Source organism: Pseudomonas sp. yb_2 (genome assembly GCF_043103905.1).
Classification (GTDB): Bacteria; Pseudomonadota; Gammaproteobacteria; order Pseudomonadales; family Pseudomonadaceae; genus Aquipseudomonas; species Aquipseudomonas alloputida.
Map to the genome: position 1 here is coordinate 38,592 of NZ_JBICKH010000090.1, position 17,970 is coordinate 56,561.

Annotated in this window: 14 protein-coding genes; 4 read left to right on the forward strand and 10 right to left on the reverse strand. The window is 64.1% G+C overall.

Annotation, left to right across the window (positions count from 1 at the left end; genetic code table 11):
* Window positions 1–54 precede the first annotated feature (54 nt).
* The 4 genes from ACF8FB_RS25405 to ACF8FB_RS25420 all read right to left on the reverse strand — a co-directional run bounded on the left by ACF8FB_RS25405 (window position 55) and on the right by ACF8FB_RS25420 (window position 4,517).
* Window positions 55–2,307, reverse strand: a complete 2,253-nt coding sequence (locus ACF8FB_RS25405; RefSeq protein ID WP_392512345.1) for an ATP-binding protein — start codon at window positions 2,305–2,307, stop codon at window positions 55–57.
* Entirely contained in the window at window positions 2,304–3,086 is a 783-nt protein-coding gene (locus tag ACF8FB_RS25410) for an ABC transporter substrate-binding protein (RefSeq protein ID WP_010954564.1), read from the reverse strand. Before ACF8FB_RS25410 ends, ACF8FB_RS25405 begins: the two co-directional genes overlap by 4 nt.
* A complete protein-coding gene (locus ACF8FB_RS25415) occupies window positions 3,083–3,799 on the reverse strand; it encodes a response regulator (protein ID WP_010954565.1) in 717 nt (238 codons plus the stop codon). The genes ACF8FB_RS25410 and ACF8FB_RS25415 overlap by 4 nt, the downstream gene beginning before the upstream one ends.
* 73 nt (window positions 3,800–3,872) lie before the next feature.
* Entirely contained in the window at window positions 3,873–4,517 is a 645-nt protein-coding gene (locus ACF8FB_RS25420; RefSeq protein ID WP_010954566.1) for a TetR family transcriptional regulator C-terminal domain-containing protein, read from the reverse strand.
* A gap of 116 nt (window positions 4,518–4,633) precedes the next feature.
* On the opposite strand from ACF8FB_RS25420, the gene ACF8FB_RS25425 reads away from it, so the two are divergent.
* Entirely contained in the window at window positions 4,634–5,380 is a 747-nt protein-coding gene (locus ACF8FB_RS25425; RefSeq protein ID WP_010954567.1) for an enoyl-CoA hydratase-related protein, read from the forward strand.
* 53 nt (window positions 5,381–5,433) lie between these two features.
* Here ACF8FB_RS25425 and ACF8FB_RS25430 read toward each other — a convergent pair whose 3' ends face one another.
* Genes ACF8FB_RS25430 through ACF8FB_RS25440 form a run of 3 tightly spaced genes read right to left on the reverse strand, consistent with a single transcriptional unit; the run spans window position 5,434 to window position 9,606 of the window.
* Window positions 5,434–6,492, reverse strand: coding sequence for a lipocalin-like domain-containing protein (locus tag ACF8FB_RS25430; RefSeq protein WP_392509493.1), 1,059 nt, complete (start codon window positions 6,490–6,492; stop codon window positions 5,434–5,436).
* Window positions 6,482–8,941 carry an ABC transporter permease gene (locus tag ACF8FB_RS25435; protein ID WP_392512349.1) on the reverse strand — a complete coding sequence of 820 codons (2,460 nt, stop codon included), beginning with the start codon at window positions 8,939–8,941 and terminating at the stop codon, window positions 6,482–6,484. The genes ACF8FB_RS25430 and ACF8FB_RS25435 overlap by 11 nt, the downstream gene beginning before the upstream one ends.
* Window positions 8,941–9,606, reverse strand: a complete 666-nt coding sequence (locus tag ACF8FB_RS25440; RefSeq protein ID WP_392509495.1) for an ABC transporter ATP-binding protein — start codon at window positions 9,604–9,606, stop codon at window positions 8,941–8,943. Before ACF8FB_RS25440 ends, ACF8FB_RS25435 begins: the two co-directional genes overlap by 1 nt.
* Before the next feature lie 280 nt (window positions 9,607–9,886).
* On the opposite strand from ACF8FB_RS25440, the gene ACF8FB_RS25445 reads away from it, so the two are divergent.
* Window positions 9,887–10,954 (forward strand): aromatic ring-hydroxylating dioxygenase subunit alpha, encoded by a 1,068-nt coding sequence (locus ACF8FB_RS25445; protein WP_010954571.1) that lies wholly within the window; start codon window positions 9,887–9,889, stop codon window positions 10,952–10,954.
* A 12-nt stretch (window positions 10,955–10,966) separates the two neighbouring features.
* Window positions 10,967–11,917: a PDR/VanB family oxidoreductase gene (locus ACF8FB_RS25450; RefSeq protein ID WP_392509496.1), complete on the forward strand. Its 951-nt coding sequence runs from the start codon at window positions 10,967–10,969 to the stop codon at window positions 11,915–11,917.
* Window positions 11,918–11,923: 6 nt separating this feature from the next.
* On the opposite strand, the gene ACF8FB_RS25455 is transcribed toward ACF8FB_RS25450, so the two are convergent.
* From ACF8FB_RS25455 to ACF8FB_RS25465, 3 genes are all read right to left on the reverse strand, one after another.
* Entirely contained in the window at window positions 11,924–12,637 is a 714-nt protein-coding gene (locus ACF8FB_RS25455; protein WP_003256147.1) for a GntR family transcriptional regulator, read from the reverse strand.
* A 145-nt stretch (window positions 12,638–12,782) separates the two neighbouring features.
* Window positions 12,783–14,036, reverse strand: coding sequence for an OprD family porin (locus tag ACF8FB_RS25460; protein WP_020192871.1), 1,254 nt, complete (start codon window positions 14,034–14,036; stop codon window positions 12,783–12,785).
* Between the two features lie 102 nt (window positions 14,037–14,138).
* A complete protein-coding gene (locus ACF8FB_RS25465; protein WP_060489344.1) occupies window positions 14,139–15,479 on the reverse strand; it encodes an MFS transporter in 1,341 nt (446 codons plus the stop codon).
* Between the two features lie 560 nt (window positions 15,480–16,039).
* Here ACF8FB_RS25465 and mrdA point away from each other — a divergent pair.
* A complete protein-coding gene (gene mrdA, locus ACF8FB_RS25470) occupies window positions 16,040–17,935 on the forward strand; it encodes a penicillin-binding protein 2 (protein ID WP_392512352.1) in 1,896 nt (631 codons plus the stop codon).
* Window positions 17,936–17,970: the final 35 nt, after the last annotated feature.

The window sequence follows — 17,970 nt, forward strand, 5'->3', positions numbered from 1 at the left end:
GGCGCCGTTATACGAACGGATCGAAGATGTAAAAAGTCGTAAGCTTTTTGTACGTCAGCTCTGAATCAGCTGTTCCAGCGTGGCACTGGCCTGACCTAGCTGGGTGGCCAACGGCTCGCCGAGGGCTTGCATGGCCTGTACGTCATGCTGCCGGGCCGCCTCCTCCAGACCACGCAACACCGTCGCCAGCCCGGTAAACCCCAGGGAATCGCAACTGCCAGCCAGGCGGTGGGCCAGGTGCAGCACTTCGGTGAAGTCCTGGGCTGGCAGCGCCTCGGCCAGCGCCGTGGCGTGCTGCTGCAGTGACTGGCGCAGGACCTTCAGCAGGCCTTGCAACTTCTGCTCCCCCAGCAGTGAACGGTGGGTGTCGAGCAATGACCAGTCCATGTCTGCGCCAGCGCTGGCCACTTCACCGGGCGCTACGTCAGCCAACGCCTTGCGCAGGCTGTCCAGCCGCAACGGCTTGGCCAGTACGCCCTGCATACCAGCGTCCAGATAACCCGCGACCTGGCCCGGTTGCACGCCGGCCGTCAGCGCCAGGATCCGACTGTGGCGGTTCGGCCCCCGCGAGCTACGCAGCTGTCGGCACAACGCCACCCCGCTCATGCCCGGCAAGTGCACGTCCAGCAGAACCAGGTCGAAGCGCCGCTGCGCGCATGCCTGCAGGGCTTGGCTGGCGTCTTCGGCAAAGCTTACCCGGTGACCGTCGCGCATCAGCAGGCCACCAGCAACCTCACGGTTCAGGGCAACGTCTTCGACCACCAGGATATCCAGGCTGGGCAAGGGCGAAGGAGCTGGTGACCCCGCTGAGACAGGCTGCCCGCGAGCCATGTCGAGCTCGAACCAAAAGCAGCTGCCCTGCCCTTGAACGCTCTCAAGGCCGATGCTACCGCCCAGTTTTTCCACCAGGTGCTTGCAGATCGCCAGGCCCAGGCCAGTGCCGCCATAGCGCTGGGTCACAGCTTCGCTGGCCTGGACGAAACGGTCGAAGATCTTCGCCTGAACGGCGGGCTCGATACCGATACCATTGTCACGGACCGACAGCCGCAAGCGCTGCGAGCACTCGTTATTGGCAAGCACCTGTACCGTCAGCTGTACCTGGCCGTGCTCAGTGAACTTGATGGCGTTGGCCAGCAGATTGCTCAGCACCTGTCGCAGGTACTGCTCTGCGCCGTACTGGTACGCGGCCAGTTGCTCATCGACCTGCAGTTGCAGGGTGTCGGCATTCTCCATGGCCATGGGTTCGAGCAACGCCAGCACTTCCTGGCACAACTGACGCAAGGAAAACACCACCCGTTCGGCGCGGCTCTCGCCTTCTTCGAGCCGGGCGAAATACAGCACTTCGTTGAGAATCGCCAACAGCCCCTCGCCGGCCTTGTACAAGGCCTCGACACGTTGGCGGTCGGCGACCTCCAGGCGCCCGCCGCGCAGCAGTTCGGCCATGCCCAGAATACCGTTGAGCGGCGTACGCAATTCATGGCTCATGGTCGCCAAAAAGCGCGACTTGGCCAGGTTGGCAGCCTCGGCCTCGTCCTTGGCCCGAGCCAGGCTGGCCGTACGCCGCTCGACCATGGCCTGCAATTCGTCGCGTTTGTCCTGTAGTTCCAGGCGGTCACGCTCACGGCGCTCGATATCGCTGAGGATGGCGCGACGCATATCGTCCAGGGCATTGGCCACCGTGTCGATTTCGTCGGGGCGCGATGATCGGCGGCGGCCAAGGCGCAACGGCTCCTGCCACTGGCCGGCGCCAATGCGGCGGGCGAACTCGGCCATCACTTGCAGATGGCGGGTGACCAGGCGATAGAACAGCCCCGACAGCGCCACTGCCAGCCCACACAGGAACACGCCCATCCACAGCAGGCTGGCAAGGCCGGTGGCATACAACCGATGGTGCACCGCACCCAAGTCGATACTCACTTCAAGCTCACCCAGGTGCCTGGCGGGGCCCGAGGGGGGCTGATAATCCAGGGGGAAGCGCTCGATGCGCAGCGGCCCCTTGGGTTCGGCCTCTCCTCGCAGCAGTTGAAAATCATCGCTAACCAAGCGCACCCGGGCCACGTCGGAAAAATCCACCAGGCCGCGCAATTGCGTATCCAGCTGCGCCTCGTCCAAGTCCCACAGGCTGCGCTCCAGGCTGGCGAGGTAGCCTGCACGGATCAACGCCATGCGCGCGTCGATGTCGCGCATCTCGCGGCGGTATTCGAAATACAGCTGCACGCTACTGGCCAGTACGGTAAAGCACAGGCTGAACAACAGGATGAACCGCAGCAGGCGGCGCAGCAGGCCATCGGTGTGCAGGCGAATCATCGGGCATCTGCCGGCAGGTTGATCATGTCGCGGTAAGTGACCTCACTTTGCTCAAGCCAACGCGCGATCTCGCCCGCCTGGTTCATCCGCTGCAACTGCGCGTCGATTTCAGCCATGTGCTGGCTCAAGGGTGACTGTCGCGATACCGCCACCCGCAGGTAGTCCACGCTCAGTGCCGTGGGCAATGCGCGAATATCCTGCGCCCCGGGCAGGTGTTCGATGAACAGCAGCCCGGTGCGCCGCTCCTGAATCACATAGTCGATGCGCCCGCGGATCAGCTTGCCGAAATTCTGCTGGCTGGACGATACCCGCTCGATGTTCTGGTGGCGGGCGACGAAGCGGTCGAACTCGGCGCCATAGCTTTCACCGTACAGCAGGCCGCCGCGGTAACCCGCCAGGTCCTCCAGCTGCTGGAACTGCACCGGTCGCTTGCGGTTGTAGAACACGGCCACTTCCTCGCGCATCACCGGCTCCGTGGAAAAACGCATACGCTGGTCACGTTGGTCGCTGTTGTAGGCCAGGACCACGTCCACCCGCCCGGCGGCGGCATCCATCAGGCAGCGCTTCCAGTTGCCCAGCACCACGGTTTGCACCTCGTAGCCCATGCGCGCGAACAGTTCGCGCACCACGGTGGGGGCCAGGCCGCGCACCTGATGGCCGTCGCTCCAGGAAATGGGCGGGTACACCGGGTAGTCGCAGTAGCGCACCGGCTCACTGGCACTGGCGTGCAGGGTGGGCAACGTCAAGGCCAGCGCCAACTGCCAGGCGCGAGGAATCATGCTGCCACGCTGGCGGTGAACAGGTAGCCGGTGCCGTGAATGGTGATGATCAACTGCGGTTCGGCCGGGTCGTCATGCAGCTTGCGCCGCAGGCGGCCGACCAGCACGTCGATGGAGCGGTCGTTGGGCACCCACTCGCGGTTGCGAATCTGGTCCATCAACTGGTCGCGGCTGAGGGTGTGGCCGCTGTTGCGCAGGAACACACTGAGCAACTGGAACTCGCCATGAGTCAGCAGGGTTTGCCCGCCACAGGCGTCGATCAGGCGCCGGCGGTCGGTATCCAGTGCCCAGTCGGCGAACTGCTTCAGCGATTGCGCGCAGGCTGGGGCGGGGTGCGCCTCGCGGGCATGGCGCACGCGGCGGATCAGGTTTTTCGCCCGGGACACCAGCTCGCGGGGGTTGAGCGGTTTGATCACGTAGTCATCTGCGCCGCATTCCAGGCCAACGATGCGGTCGATATCGTCATTGCGCCCGGTGATGAGGATGATGCCAACCTCCGAGCGCACCCGCAGTTCGCGGGTCAGGGTGAGGCCGTCCTTGCCGGGCAGGCGGATGTCCAGCAGCACGAGGTCGACGTCCTGGCTGCCAAGCAGGGCTTCGGCCCTTTCGGCGGTGTCGGCGCAGTGTACGTCGTAGCCTTCCCGGGACAGGTAGGCCTGCAGCAAGTCACGAACAAGCGGATCGTCATCGACGATCAATACCCGAGGCGTCATTGCGTGTTGTCTCTTTTTATTGGTGTTGTTCTACACACTCGCGACAGCAGCGTACTCGTTACTGAACAGGCGATCAACAGCCCTCGGACAGGCTGAAGCGCCTGCGGCCACCGGCCTGCAGGCCGTCGACCCAGGCCTCGCAGATGATCACGCCCTGCTCGGGGGTGAAGGTGCCGGGGTTCAGGCCCGACTCCAGCCACAGGCCGTCGAGCAAGGCGCTCAGGCTGATGGCCGCCAGGTCGGCATCGAAGCCCTGCCAGCCCTCCTCCTCGGCCAGCCTGGCCAGTAGCTGGCCAAGTTCGTTGCGGTACTCGCCGTAGGAGTGGTCGTGCACCTGGTTGATCGCGTCGGCGGTCTTCACCGCCCCCCAGAAAGCCAGCCAGGCATCGAGCAATTGCGGGTCGAGCAGCTCGGCGCAGAACGAGGCACGAAAGAACGCGGACAGCCGCTCGCGGGCATTGGGCGCGGCCTGGGCCATGGCCTCACGCAACAGGCCCATCACCCGACCGGTGACGGCCATGTAAGCCTCTGCCACCAGTTCGTCCTTGCCCGCGTAATGGTGGCTGATCAGCCCGACCGAGACCCCGGCCTCGGCCGAAATCTTGCGGATCGACGCCCCCTGGAAACCATGGCGTTTGAGGCACACCAGGGTCGCCTCGACCAGGTTGGCTTTGCGCAATTCCGGCAGCATGCGGTGGTAGCGGGCTTCCTGAGTCATCGGTGGGTCTCTGGTTAGGGGCTGGACTGAACGACTGTACAACAAGCCGGACTGCGTGATAAACCCTAAGCGCCACTGCCCGGCAGGGCCCTCTCACAACAACAAAAGCGGCTGCCATGAACGACCTGATCACACGCGAGCTGGACCAAGGCCTGCTGACCCTGGCCTTCAACCGCCCCGACAAGCTCAATGCCCTGAACACTGCCATGTACCAGCTGCTGGGTGACCTGTTGCTGGCGGCAGGTGAAGACCCCGCTGTCGATGCCATCATCATCACCGGTGGGCCGCACTGCTTCAGCGCTGGCAACGACCTTCGCGACTTCCTCGACAACCCGCCCAGCGACCTGGACAGCCCAGTGTTCCGCCTAATGCGGGTGGTCATGGGCCTGGACAAGCCGCTGATCGCAGCGGTCAGTGGTGCGGCGATCGGCATCGGGGCCACCCTGTTGCTGCACTGCGACCAGGTGCTGGTCAGCCGCTCGACCAAGCTGCGCATGCCTTTCGCGCCGCTGGGTGTGTGCCCGGAATTTGGTTCCAGCCTGCTGCTGCCGCGTGTGCTTGGCCAGGCCCGGGCGGCACGCTTGCTGCTGACCAATGCATTGCTGGATGGCGAACAGATGCTGGCCTGGGGGCTGGCCAATGAGCTGCATGAAAACGGCGAACAATGCCTGGAAGCTGCCCGCACGCTGGCGCGGCAGCTGCAAGGCTACCCGCAGGCGGCACTGCGTATCAGCAAGCGGCTGCTCAAGGACAGCCAGCGGGCAGAGCTGGAGGCCACGGTGGCGCGGGAAAGCCAGTTGTTCATCGAGTGCTTGCGTACTGAAGAAGCGCGGGCAGTGCTGCGAGGGCTGATCAAGGATTGAAGGGTCTGGCGCGACCTTTATGGGAACAACTGTCTTGCTCAAACGTTGTTGCACTAGTAGCCGGTCATCTCCAGATACCCGCGCCCGCCCGCACTCCCCTTCAAGCGTACCGGCCCTTCCCAGTACGGGAACCGTGTCTGCATCCACGCCTGCGGCTCAACGGCATCGACCTGCACATCCACCCCATGCTCCGGCACTTGCACCCGCCAGCGCGTCGGTACCTGCTTGCCGTTTTTCTGCGCAGACCAGGCCAGGGCCTGCAGCTGGATCTGTGCGGCGTCCAGTGCCACCACGTCACCTTGTGGCCCTACCCAGGTCCCGGCGCGATAGGGTTCCCCGTGGGCTTCCCGTACCTGGAACAGCATCAGCTTGGCGCCACTGTCCAGGTGCAGGGAAAACCAGTCCCAGCCGGTCTGCCCGGGGGCCAGCGGCTGGCTGCTCCATTCCCGGTCCAGCCAGGCCTGCCCGGTAACCGCGATGCACAAGCTGCCACGCTGGACCTGCCCCTGGACCTGGTAGAACGGCTGGCTGTAATAGTACGAAGCCTGGCCCTTGCCAGATTTTTCGCTGTAGCCCTGCTCACCATGCAGCACCAAGGGAAGATCGCTGTGCAACTGCAGGTCATAGCGAAAACCATCGCCACTTGCGACCATCTGTAGCTGTTCGATACCGCCCTGGCCCTGCAACACCCAGTCATTGATCCATGCGCGAAACGGCTGGGCCTGCACGCCGGCCTGGCCGATCCCCCCCCGCGCCAGGGTTTCAGCAGCCTGATGGCCACCCGGCGCGGTCAGTGCTGCATGCCCCATCCACAGGTTCGGGCTGTTCCAGCCGCTGGTCTCCGGACCGGGGCGCAAGGCCGAGCGGAACAGTGTCCACTGGGCGCCCCAGTCACGGCCCTGGGCGTCCTTGAGGTTGGCGGTGACATACCACCACTCGATACGAAAGCCATCGTGGGGACCGTGGTCATGCGGGAAGACCAGACGATGATCGCGGGTCACCTGGCTGAACTCGCCAGCCTGCTGCCCGAGCCCGGCATAGCTTTGCGGTGCAGGCTGATCACAGCCGCACAACAACAACCCGCTCAGCAACAGCCACGCACTAAGCTTCATCGGACAACGGTCTCAACAGTTCGCGCGGCGGGCGGCGCGCCAGCTGCCACAGCGGCCAGGCGCAGGCCAGCAGGCTGGTGAGCATGCCCAGCACGGTCAACTGCAGCAGTTGCATGGGGAACACATACAGCGGTAAACGCCAGCCGAAGGCCTGCACGTTCACCACCGCGACCAGGCACCAGGCCAGCAACAGCCCAAGCGGAATCGCCAGCAGTACGGTGAAGCCGCTGAGCATGAGTGTCTGCCCCAGGCTCAGCCAGACCAGTTGCATGCGCCGCACCCCCAGCGCCCACAGCGGTGCCAACTGGCCCAGCCGCGCCTGGCCCAGGGTCAGCAGGTTGATGAACAACGCCACACCGGCCACGCCAAGGGTAAGGCTGTTGAGAGCTGCGGTGGCGGCAAAGGTGCGGTTGAAGACGTCGGTCGACCAGCGTTTCAGGCGCGCCTGCTCGACCACCCGGCTGTCATCCAGGGCAAAGTGCTGTTGCAGCGCGGCCTTGAGCGATGCCACCCCTTCAGCGTTCAGGTCGACACTCAAGCCGGCCAGGGTTGCCTGTGGCCAGTGGGCGCGCAACCAGCCGGCATTGACCAGTACATGCCCCTTGGGGTTGCCGTAATCGGCATAGATCCCCACCACGGGCATGGCTGGCGTGCCTGCGGGCAGCTTCAGGCTGTCACCCAGTTGCAGGTTCAATCGCCTGGCCAACTGCTCACTGAGCATCACGGCTTGTCCGCTGGCCAGTTGCTGCCAGGCGCGCGAATGCTGTTCCAGCAATGGCCAGCGCGTACGATAGGCAGGGTGATCGACAATGCCCTGCACTTGCACCGGCCAACCTTGCAGCTGCATGTCTGCGCGCCAGCCGGGCATGACCACGCTGGCCCCGGGCTGCTGCTTGAGCCACTCGACTATCTGCAAGCCTTGGGCCGTGTCCCGCGGGGTGACATACAGGTCGGCGGAGAGGCGCAGGTCAAGCCAACCGACAAACGTCTTGCGAAAACCCTCGGTCATGCTGCCCACGCCAACACTGGCAGCCAGGGCCAGCAAAAGGGCGACCAACGCCAGGCTCAGGGCTGGCAGCTGCTGGCGGCTGTCAGCCACGAACCATTGCGCCAATGGCCGGTGGCAACGACGCGCCAGCCAGGCCAGTACCTGATCGAGCAAGGCCGGCAACAGCAGCGCCGCCGCCAGCAGCAACCCTGCCAGCATGGCGAACGCGCTAAGCAAGCCAGCCCCGAAGACACCACAGCCCAAGGCCAGCAACAGCAGCAGGCCCGCTAGCAAAGCCTGCCGTTGCAACCATGGCCCCTGCGCCAGTCGCCAGGCCTGGGGTTGCGCCAGCGCCAGCAAAGGCAACCGGGCAGCGCGCATTACACTCTCCAAGCCGGCCAGCAATGCACCGAGGACACTCACCAGCACACCCAGCAGCCACCAGCCCGCCGGCAGGCTCAACGTGCCGGCGACCTGGGCGCCATACAGGCCACGCAGGCTGGCGGCCACGTCGGGCAGCAGCCACGCGGCCAATGCGTAACCACTGGCCACCCCGGCCAGCCCACCCAGTGCCGCGAACAAGCCCAGCTCCAGCACCAGGGCGCACAGCAGGGTCTTCAGGCTGACGCCGCACGCGCGCAGGTTACGGATCAGCCCACGGCGCTGCTCCAGCGCCAGACCGATTGCGGCGTGGGCAATGAACAAGCCGACGACGAACGCCAGCAGGCCGAGCGCGGTCAGGTTGAGGTGGAAACTGTCGGTCAGGCGCTGCAAGCCACCATCGTCCTGCCGCGGCTGCAGTTCAAGATAGCGGGCGATATCCGCAGGCAACGGCCCGGGGGTATCGGCCAGCAGCAGACGAGACAACTGCCCCGGTGCGTTCAGCAACGTCTGCGCGTGGCCGATGTCCACCACGATGACCCCGGGTGCCAACGCAGGCTGCAAAACCATAGGCGGCAGCAACTGCCCTTCACTGTCGCGGGTCGGCGATCCGGGGCTTGTGTTCAGTTGACGCAAGGTGTCTGGTCCAACCCAGGCTTGCCCGGGCGAGCCGACGAACGCTTGCAGATCGAATGCCTGCACCTGCACCCCGGCAATGCTACTGGCAGGTGGCAGGCTCAACGGCTCGATGCCGATCAGTCGCACACTGCGTGCGGGCTCGCCCGGCAAGCGCAAGCGCCCTTCCAGCACCGGCGAAACAGCCCAGCCCAGCCTGCGCAGTTGCACGTACAACGCCTGATCGAAGCGCTCGCCATTGCGCGCGATCAGTTGCGCCTGCAGCGGCCCGGTCAATACCGCGCTGGCCCGGGCATAGTCGCTGCGTGCCTGGCTGTTCAACGCCTGCACGCCGGTCCACAACGCCGTGGCCAGCCACAGGCCAGTGAAGATGCTGAAGCACTGCACACGATGGCGCCGCCAGTGGCTGAGCAGCGCCAACAGGGCCAGCGACAAAAGCTTCATCAGCCCTGCTCGGGCCGCAAGCGGCCGGCCTGCAGGTAGCAACGGTGCTGCAAACGCGCCGCCAGCCGCGGGCTGTGGGTCACCATCAGTACCCCGCTGCCGGCTTCGGCGACCAACTGCAGCAACAAACTCAGCACCTCGTCACTGCTGGCTTCATCGAGGCTGCCGGTCGGTTCGTCAGCCAATAGCCAGGCCGGGCGCCCGGCAAGCGCACGGCCGATCGCGACGCGCTGCTGCTGGCCGCCAGACAGTTGTTCCGGGTAACGCCCGAGCAGGTCCGCCAGGCCCAGGCGCTGCGCCAGGTAAGCCGCCCAATGCGGGTCATGCCGCCCGGCGAGACGGGCCTGGAAGGTAAGGTTCAGGCCCACGTCCAGGCTGCTGATCAGGTTGTACTGCTGAAACACCAGGCCGATCCCCTCCCGTCGCCACTGCGCCAGCGACGCTTCCGAACGGCCATCGAGCGGAACGTCGTCGATCAGAATACGGCCACTGTCCGCTCGGTCCAGGCCAGCCACCAGGTGCAGCAAAGTACTCTTGCCGCTGCCCGACTCGCCCATCAGCGCCAGGCTGCTGCCCCGCGCCAGGCGCATGTCCACCCCCTGCAAAATTGGGAGCGGGCCTTGGGGGGTGGGGAATGATTTGTAGAGTTGTTCGATGGCTAGCATCGAGTGGCCTTGATGGGTTGGGTGTCCCTTTAGGCATAGCAGGTTCGGCCAGGCCTGCTCCCGCACCGGCCGCATTGATCGATCTCGCCGGTGCCTTCCTGTTCAGACGACGTGCCGCTGCAGCCGCCCCCTCGAATCGCAGAGGGGCCCCATCAATGGATCCACTAAAAACCGATAATCGCACAGAATCTGCACTTACCAAGCAAAATGCATTGACCTACCACGCCGACCGTAGCCTTAATGGATCCATTAAATAAAAACAAAACCCGGAGAGCCTCCCATGTACCCCAAAAACACCTGGTACGTCGCCTGCACCCCCGATGAGATCGCCACCAAACCCCTGGGCCGACAGATCTGCGGGGAAAAAATCGTGTTCTACCGCGCCCGCGAGAACCAAGTAGCCGCCGTCGAGGACTTCTGCCCGCACCGCGGCGCACCGTTGTCGTTGGGCTATGTCGAGGACGGCAACCTGGTGTGCGGCTACCACGGCCTGGTGATGGGTTGCGACGGCAAGACCGTGTCGATGCCGGGCCAACGGGTGCGTGGCTTCCCCTGCAACAAGACCTTTGCGGCCGTCGAGCGCTATGGCTTCATCTGGGTCTGGCCCGGTGACCAGGCGCAGGCCGACCCGGCGCTGATTCCGCATCTGGAATGGGCGGTGAGTGATGAGTGGGCCTACGGCGGCGGGCTGTTCCACATCGGTTGCGACTACCGCCTGATGATCGACAACCTCATGGACCTCACCCATGAAACCTATGTGCACGCCTCCAGCATCGGCCAGAAGGAGATCGACGAGGCACCGCCGGTCACCACCGTGACCGGCGACGAAGTGGTCACCGCCCGGCACATGGAAAACATCATGGCGCCACCGTTCTGGCGCATGGCCTTGCGTGGCAATGGCCTGGCCGACGATGTACCAGTGGACCGCTGGCAGATCTGCCGTTTCACCCCACCTAGCCATGTGCTGATCGAAGTGGGTGTAGCGCATGCCGGCAAGGGCGGCTACCACGCCGAGGCACAGCATAAGGCGTCGAGCATCGTGGTCGACTTCATCACCCCTGAGAGCGATACCTCTATCTGGTACTTCTGGGGCATGGCGCGCAACTTCGCTGCGCACGACCAGACCCTGACCGACAACATTCGTGAGGGCCAGGGCAAGATTTTCAGCGAAGACCTGGAAATGCTCGAACGCCAGCAGCAGAACCTGCTGGCCCACCCCGAGCGCAACTTGCTGAAGCTGAATATCGACGCCGGCGGCGTGCAGTCACGCAAAGTGCTGGAGCGGATCATCGCCCAAGAGCGTGCGCCGCAGCCGCAACTGATCGCCACCAGCGCCAACCCTGCCTGAGGAACAGCCGACATGATCGATGCCGTAGTGGTATCCCGTAACGATGAAGCGCAGGGTATCTGCAGCTTCGAGCTGGCCGCGGCAGATGGCAGCCTGCTGCCGGCGTTCAGCGCCGGCGCCCATATCGACGTGCACCTGCCCGACGGGCTGGTGCGCCAGTATTCGCTGTGCAACCATCCCGAAGAACGCCATCGCTATCTGATTGGCGTACTCAACGACCCGGCTTCGCGGGGCGGCTCACGTAGCCTGCACGAGCAGGTGCAGGCCGGCGCCCGGCTGCGTATCAGTGCGCCGCGCAACCTGTTCCCGCTGGCCGAGGGTGCGCAGCGCAGTTTGCTGTTTGCTGGCGGTATCGGCATTACCCCAATCCTGTGCATGGCCGAGCAGCTGTCCCACAGCGGCCAGGCCTTCGAGCTGCACTACTGTGCCCGCTCCAGCGAGCGTGCGGCGTTTGTCGAGCGGATCCGCAGCGCGCCGTTCGCTGATCGGCTGTTCGTGCATTTTGACGAGCAGCCGGAAACGGCGCTGGACATCGCCCAGGTGCTGGGCAACCCGCAAGATGATGTGCACCTGTATGTATGCGGGCCCGGCGGGTTCATGCAGCATGTGCTGGACAGCGCGAAGGGGCTGGGCTGGCAGGAGGCCAACCTGCACCGCGAGTACTTCGCCGCAGCACCGGTGGATGCCAGCAACGGTGGCAGTTTCTCGGTGCAGGTGGGCAGCACGGGACAAGTGTTCGAGGTGCCAGCTGACCGGACCGTGGTGCAGGTGCTTGAAGAGAACGGTATCGAGATCGCCATGTCGTGCGAGCAGGGTATTTGCGGCACCTGCCTGACACGCGTGCTGCAGGGCACACCGGACCATCGCGATCTGTTTCTCACCGAAGAGGAACAGGCCCTGAACGATCAGTTCACGCCCTGCTGCTCGCGCTCGAAGACGCCGCTGCTGGTGCTGGACATCTGACCCGGCTTACGACGAGGGCAGGATGACTTTCATGCCCGCGTCTGCCGCAGCCCCGCCAAAGGTTTCGGCATAGCGCAAGGTGGCATTGGCGTGCTCGCGCATGATCGCTTCGGCGCGGGCACCCTGGCGGTTGACCAGGGCGTCGAACACGGCGTGGTGCTGCATATGGGCGAAGTTGAAGCGCCGGTATTCGCGAGCCAGATCATGGCGGTCCACCGCCAGTGCGGTGACCGAGGCGAATGGCAGGTGATCGTTGCGCGCCAGGGCAACGGCAATGGCCGGGTTGTGGCTGGCGTCGATGATCACCTGATGAAAGCGCATGTTCAGGTCGTGATAGACCTGCAAGTCGTCTTCGCTCACAAAGCCCTTGTCGAACAGTTGATCGCCGTCGACCAGGCATTGTTGCAACGCAGCGCGTGCTTGCACCGACAAGCCACGTTCTGCAGCCTGACGCGCCGCCAACCCCTCCAGCACACCGCGCACCTCGACCGCACCCGCGATGTCATCGGCGCTGACCGAGCGCACCTGAAACCCCCGGCCACCAAAGCGCACCAGCAGGCCTTCCTGTTCGAGGGTGCGAAATGCCATGCGCACCGGCATGCGTGAAACGCCGAACAGTTCAGCGGTTGGGACTTCCATCAAGCGCTCGCCGGCCGCCAACTCGCCTGAAGCGATCATCTTGCGCAACGCAACCAGCACCATCTGACCGGGTTTGCTCATCCAGGCGACTTCCAAAGACATGAGCGGGCATCTTAGCGCAAGCCGAGGGGTTGCTGCAGGCCTGTTGTAGGAGCGGGTTCACCCGCGAAGCAGGCAACGCGGAACATGGCACCGGCTGCGCCGGTGTTCGCGGGTGAACCCGCCCCTACAAGGTCAGCGGATAGCTGACGATCAGGCGCGTCTGGTCGAGATCACTGTTGAAGCTGCGCCGGTTGGTCGCGTTGTTCAGCCGGATGTTGAGGTTCTTCAAAGCCCCGCTCTGGAAGGTGTAGTTCACCTCGGCATCGCGCTCCCACTCCTTGCCATTGCTGCCCGCCGCCGTGGTGGCGTTCTCGCCATGCCCGTACCGCACCATGGCCAGCAGCCCTGGCACACCGAGCGCGGCAAAGTTGTAGTCGTAACGCACTTGCCACGAACGCTCGTCAGCATTACTGAAGTTACCGTTGAACATGTCGTTGCCCAGGGTTCGCCCACTGCTGCCGTAAACCGACATCCACTGACTGTCGCCACTGACCTTCTGCAACCCCAGGTACAGCGTGTGGCCACTGTGCGAAGCTGACAGCAAAGCGTAACCGGTGCGGCTCTGGATGTCGCCGATGCGCGCCTGTCCGTCATCCCGGTCGATGAAGTAGCCAAGGTTGGCCCCCAACGTCCACTCCCCTACCCGCTGACTGTGCAGCAGGTTGAAGTAGCTTTGCTGGTAGATGTCCTCCAATTGCGAGTGCCAGGCGCCGATCAGTGTTCGCTGCTGGTTGAAGCGGTACTCGGCGCCGGCGTAGTTGAAGCCGTCCGAGGTGACCCCGGGCGCGGCCCAGGCAGATAGGTCCTGCATGTCCGAAGAGTGGCGCAGGCTCACCTCGCGGTACTGGCCGGCCTGCAGGCTCAGGCCTTCGATTTCCCGCGAGTCGAGCATGGCACCACGGAAGGTCTGCGGCAGCAGGCGGCCATCGTCGTAACGCAACAGCGGAATATCCGGCAACAACTCCCCCACCTTCAGCTCGGTCGCGGACATACGCAGCTTCGCCGCCAGCCCGGCCCGACCGTAGTCGTCGGCCGCTCGCCCGTCATCGTGCACCGGCAACAGTTCTGAGCCGCTTGTACCGCCGCCGCTGTCCAGCTTCACGCCGAACAGGGCGATACCATCCAGGCCAAAACCGATCAGCCCCGGGGTGTAGCCAGAGCTGAACTTGAAGATGAAACCCTGGGCCCACTCTTCAACCTTGCCCTTGGCGGCCCCCGGGTCGCGGAAATCGCGGTTGAAGTAGTAGTTGCGCAATGTCAGCCCACCCTTGGCATCCTCAAAGAAGCCACCCTCTTGCGCCCAGGCCGGCAAACCAAGGCCAAACGCCAGCGAAACAGCCAGGACCGAACGGGCCAGCGTGCAAGTTGTGTCCATCATTATTATTGTTCTCCACGTTCAATAGGCGCAGCAGACCGCCCCAGGCCAGCATGACCCGGAGCAGTAAGTTGCATTCAGATACCCGGCCAGGCCGGGTTACACTCAGTGGCTCAGTGCATCAGCAGGCAAGGCAGACGCAGGCTTGGCCGTTGGGCGCAACAGCAGCAGGCAACCTGCGGCAAGCACGAACACGCTGGCGAACACGCCATACAGATGCAGGGGTTGCCAGCCACCATCGAGCAGCACGCCAGCTACGGTCGGCGACAGGATCGCGCCCATGCGGCCGATGCCGATCCCCCAACCCACACCGGTGGCGCGTACCGATGCGTCATAGACCACCGGCGACAAGGCATACAGCCCAGCCACGCAGCCGTTGGAAAACAGCCCGATCAGCAGGCCCAACGCCAGCGCCGCAGTGACCGAGGCACCATTGGCCACGAACAGCACCAGCAGCGCGGCGGTGATGAGCATGAACAACGCCAGCACGCGAGTCAGTGGCCAGCGCGAAGCCAGGCCGCCGATCAGCGCCGCGCCAACGATGCCGCCCACGCTCAACAGCACGCCGCCGGTGATGCCTTGCTGGGCCGACAAGCCGGCGGCCACCAACAGTTTCGGCGTCCAGCTCATCACGAAGTAGAAGCCGAACATGACCAGGAAGAACAGCAACCAGATCACCAGCGTGGTGCGGCGCATGGCCGGCGCCAGCAGCTGCCTGAACCCGGTTTTGGCACCCTCTGCCCTTGCGGCAACAGCCGGTAGTTGCGCCAATGCCGGCTGGCCAAGGCGCACGGCCAGGCGGTTGACCCGGGCCAGAGCATTGGCCGGCCGGCGTGCCAGCAGAAAGTCCAGCGACTCTGGCAACCACAGCAGTACCAGCGGGATCACCAGTACGGTGACGACGCCGCCAAACAGAAATACCGAGCGCCAGCCCCAATGCCCCAGCAGCCATACCGCCAGCAAACCGCCAAGGGTCGCACCCAGCGCATAGCCAGTGGACTGCAGGCTCACCGCCAAGCCGCGCCAGCGTTTGCTGGCATATTCACTGGCAATCACATTGCTGCTGGCCAGGATGCCACCGATGCCCAGCCCGGTCAGGCCGCGCAGCAGCGCCAGTTGCAGCGGGCTCTGGCTCAGTGCCGAGAGCAGCATGCCGATACCGGACAGCGCCAGACACAGCAGGATCAGCGGACGTCGGCCAAAGCGGTCAGCCCACGGCGCGATGAACAATGACCCGGCCGCCATACCGAACAAGCCGGCACTGAGCAGAAGCCCAACCTGCGCCCCATTCAGGCCCCACTCGGCAGACACCGAGGCGGCGGTGAAGGCCATGACCAGCACGTCGAAGCCATCGATCATGTTGAGGATGATGCAAATACCAATGGCCAGGCACTGAAAGCGACCCATCGGGTCGTTGTCCAGACGTTGCTTGAGATCGGTATTCATGGGGTCACCTGCCGGCCAGGCTTGGCCAAAGGCGAGAGGAACGATGCGCACGCGCAGGCGCAACGGGAGGAACCCTGACGGTTCAGTGCCGCTGGATAGCCATTCATGACTGGACCCTTTTTGTAATTGTTATCGCATACGGCAGGAGGGCTCCGGCCGTTGTCAGGCGCTAATCAACCAGATAATGGATCCACAGACAACGTGACGAAACCACTGCCTAACTATCAGGCGCGACCAATTTCAGTTCATTGCCAGTAAAAATCATATTTTTTATAAATAAATTCAATAGTTTATAAATTCACAACCAACGAAAACTGATGTTCGGTTACCGAACAGAATCGATTTGTGGATCCACAAATCATAAAAAACCACCCCTGACTCGTCATCATGACTCCGCAATGAACAAATCTTCATATTCCCCCTCAGCGCCCTGATCATGGGGCACACAGCCGATGCCAGCCAGCGGGCAGCCGGGGCTCGTCTTGAGGGTGCGGTACGGGTTGCGTAGCATCCGCGGCCCGATCGCGCGCGTATTGCCACCCCTCAGGATCGATTCACAGATGCCGCAACCCATCCCGCTAAAGGACCACGAAAAGGAAAAGCACCTGGTCAACCGTCGGCTTCTGGCCTGCGCTGCCATGGTGTTCAGCCTGTGTGCCGTCTTGGTGGGCCGGCTCTATGTACTGCAAGTGATGCAGCACGACCAGCAAACGGCCGTGTCGGAAAGCAACCGCGTGCACGTGCTGCCCATCGCCCCCGAACGCGGGCTGATCTACGACCGCAACGGCGTGGTACTGGCCGACAACAAGCCCAGCTTCGACCTGACCATGACCCGGGAGCGGGCCGGCGGCGACTCGGCCAAGGTGCTCGACACCCTGACGCAGGTGCTGGGCCTGACCGAAGACGACCGTAAGCAGTTCGACAAGGACCTGCGCCGTGGCCGCAAACCGTTCGAGCCCGTAACCCTTATGGTGGGCCTGAGCGAGGAGCAGATCGCCCTGGTAGCGGTGAACCAGTTCCGCCTGCCGGGCCTGGAGGTGGAGCCGCAGTTCATCCGCGAGTACCCACTGGCCGGGCATTTCGCGCATTCAGTGGGCTATGTGGGGCGCATCAACGAGAAAGAAGCCAAAACGCTCGACAGCACTGAGTACCGCGGCACCCAATCGATTGGCAAGACCGGCATCGAGCGCTTCTACGAAAGCCAACTGCATGGCCACGTGGGCTACGAAGAGGTCGAGACCAACGCTCAGGGGCGGGTGATGCGCGTGCTCAACCACAAGGACCCGACCCCCGGGCAGGATATAGTCCTCACCCTCGACGCCCATTTGCAGATAGCCGCAGAAAAAGCGCTGGGTGACCGCCGTGGCTCGGTGGTGGTATTGGACCCGGCCAATGGTGACGTACTGGCGATGGTCAGCAACCCCAGCTTCGACCCCAACTTGTTCGTCAAGGGCATCAGCTTCAAGCAGTATGCCGCGCTGCGCGACTCCATCGACCGCCCACTGTTCAACCGCGTCCTGCGCGGCCTGTATGCGCCCGGCTCGACCGTGAAGCCTGAAGTGGCCATCGCTGGCCTCGACAGCGGGGTGATCACCCCTGGCAGCCGGGTGTTCGACCCGGGCTACTACGAACTGCCCAACTATGACCACAAGTACCGCAACTGGAACCGCAGCGGCGACGGCTGGGTGGACATGTACACCGCCATCATGCGTTCCAACGACACCTACTTCTACGACCTGGCGCACAAGTTGGGCATCGACCGGCTGCACGACTACATGGCCGAGTTCGGCCTGGGCCAGAAGGTGTCGCTGGACATGTTCGAGGAAGCCTCCGGGCTGATGCCCTCGGCCGAGTGGAAGCGCGCCACACGACGCCAGGCCTGGTTCCCCGGCGAGACGCTGATCCTTGGCATTGGCCAGGGTTACATGCAGGTCACCCCCCTGCAGTTGGCCCAGGCCACCAGCCTGCTGGCAAGCAAGGGCGTGTGGCACCGCCCGCACCTGGCCATGACCGTGGGCGGCGATACGCCGATCGACCCAAACCCCATGCCCGACATCGTGCTGCACGACAAGCATGCCTGGGACCAGGTCAGCCAGGGCATGCAGATGGTCATGCACGACCCGCGCGGCATTGCCCGCGCCGCGGCCGCCGGTGCCCAGTACCGAATTGCCGGCAAAAGCGGTACCGCGCAGGTGGTGGCGATCAAGCAGGGTGAGCGTTACAACCGCAACAAGACCCTTGAGCGCCACCGCGACAACGCCCTGTTTGTCGGCTTTGCTCCGGCTGAGCACCCCAGTGTGGTGGTGGCGGTAATGATCGAGAACGGTGAGGCTGGAGGCCGGGTCGCAGGGCCGGTGGTGCGGGAGGTGATGGATGCTTATCTGCTGGACGAGCAAGGGCACCTGAAGCCGGAGTATGCGGGCGGCGCACCCACTCGGGGTGTGCCACACACGTGATTTCGCCGGGCCGCCGTGGTGCCGGTTTTTGCCGC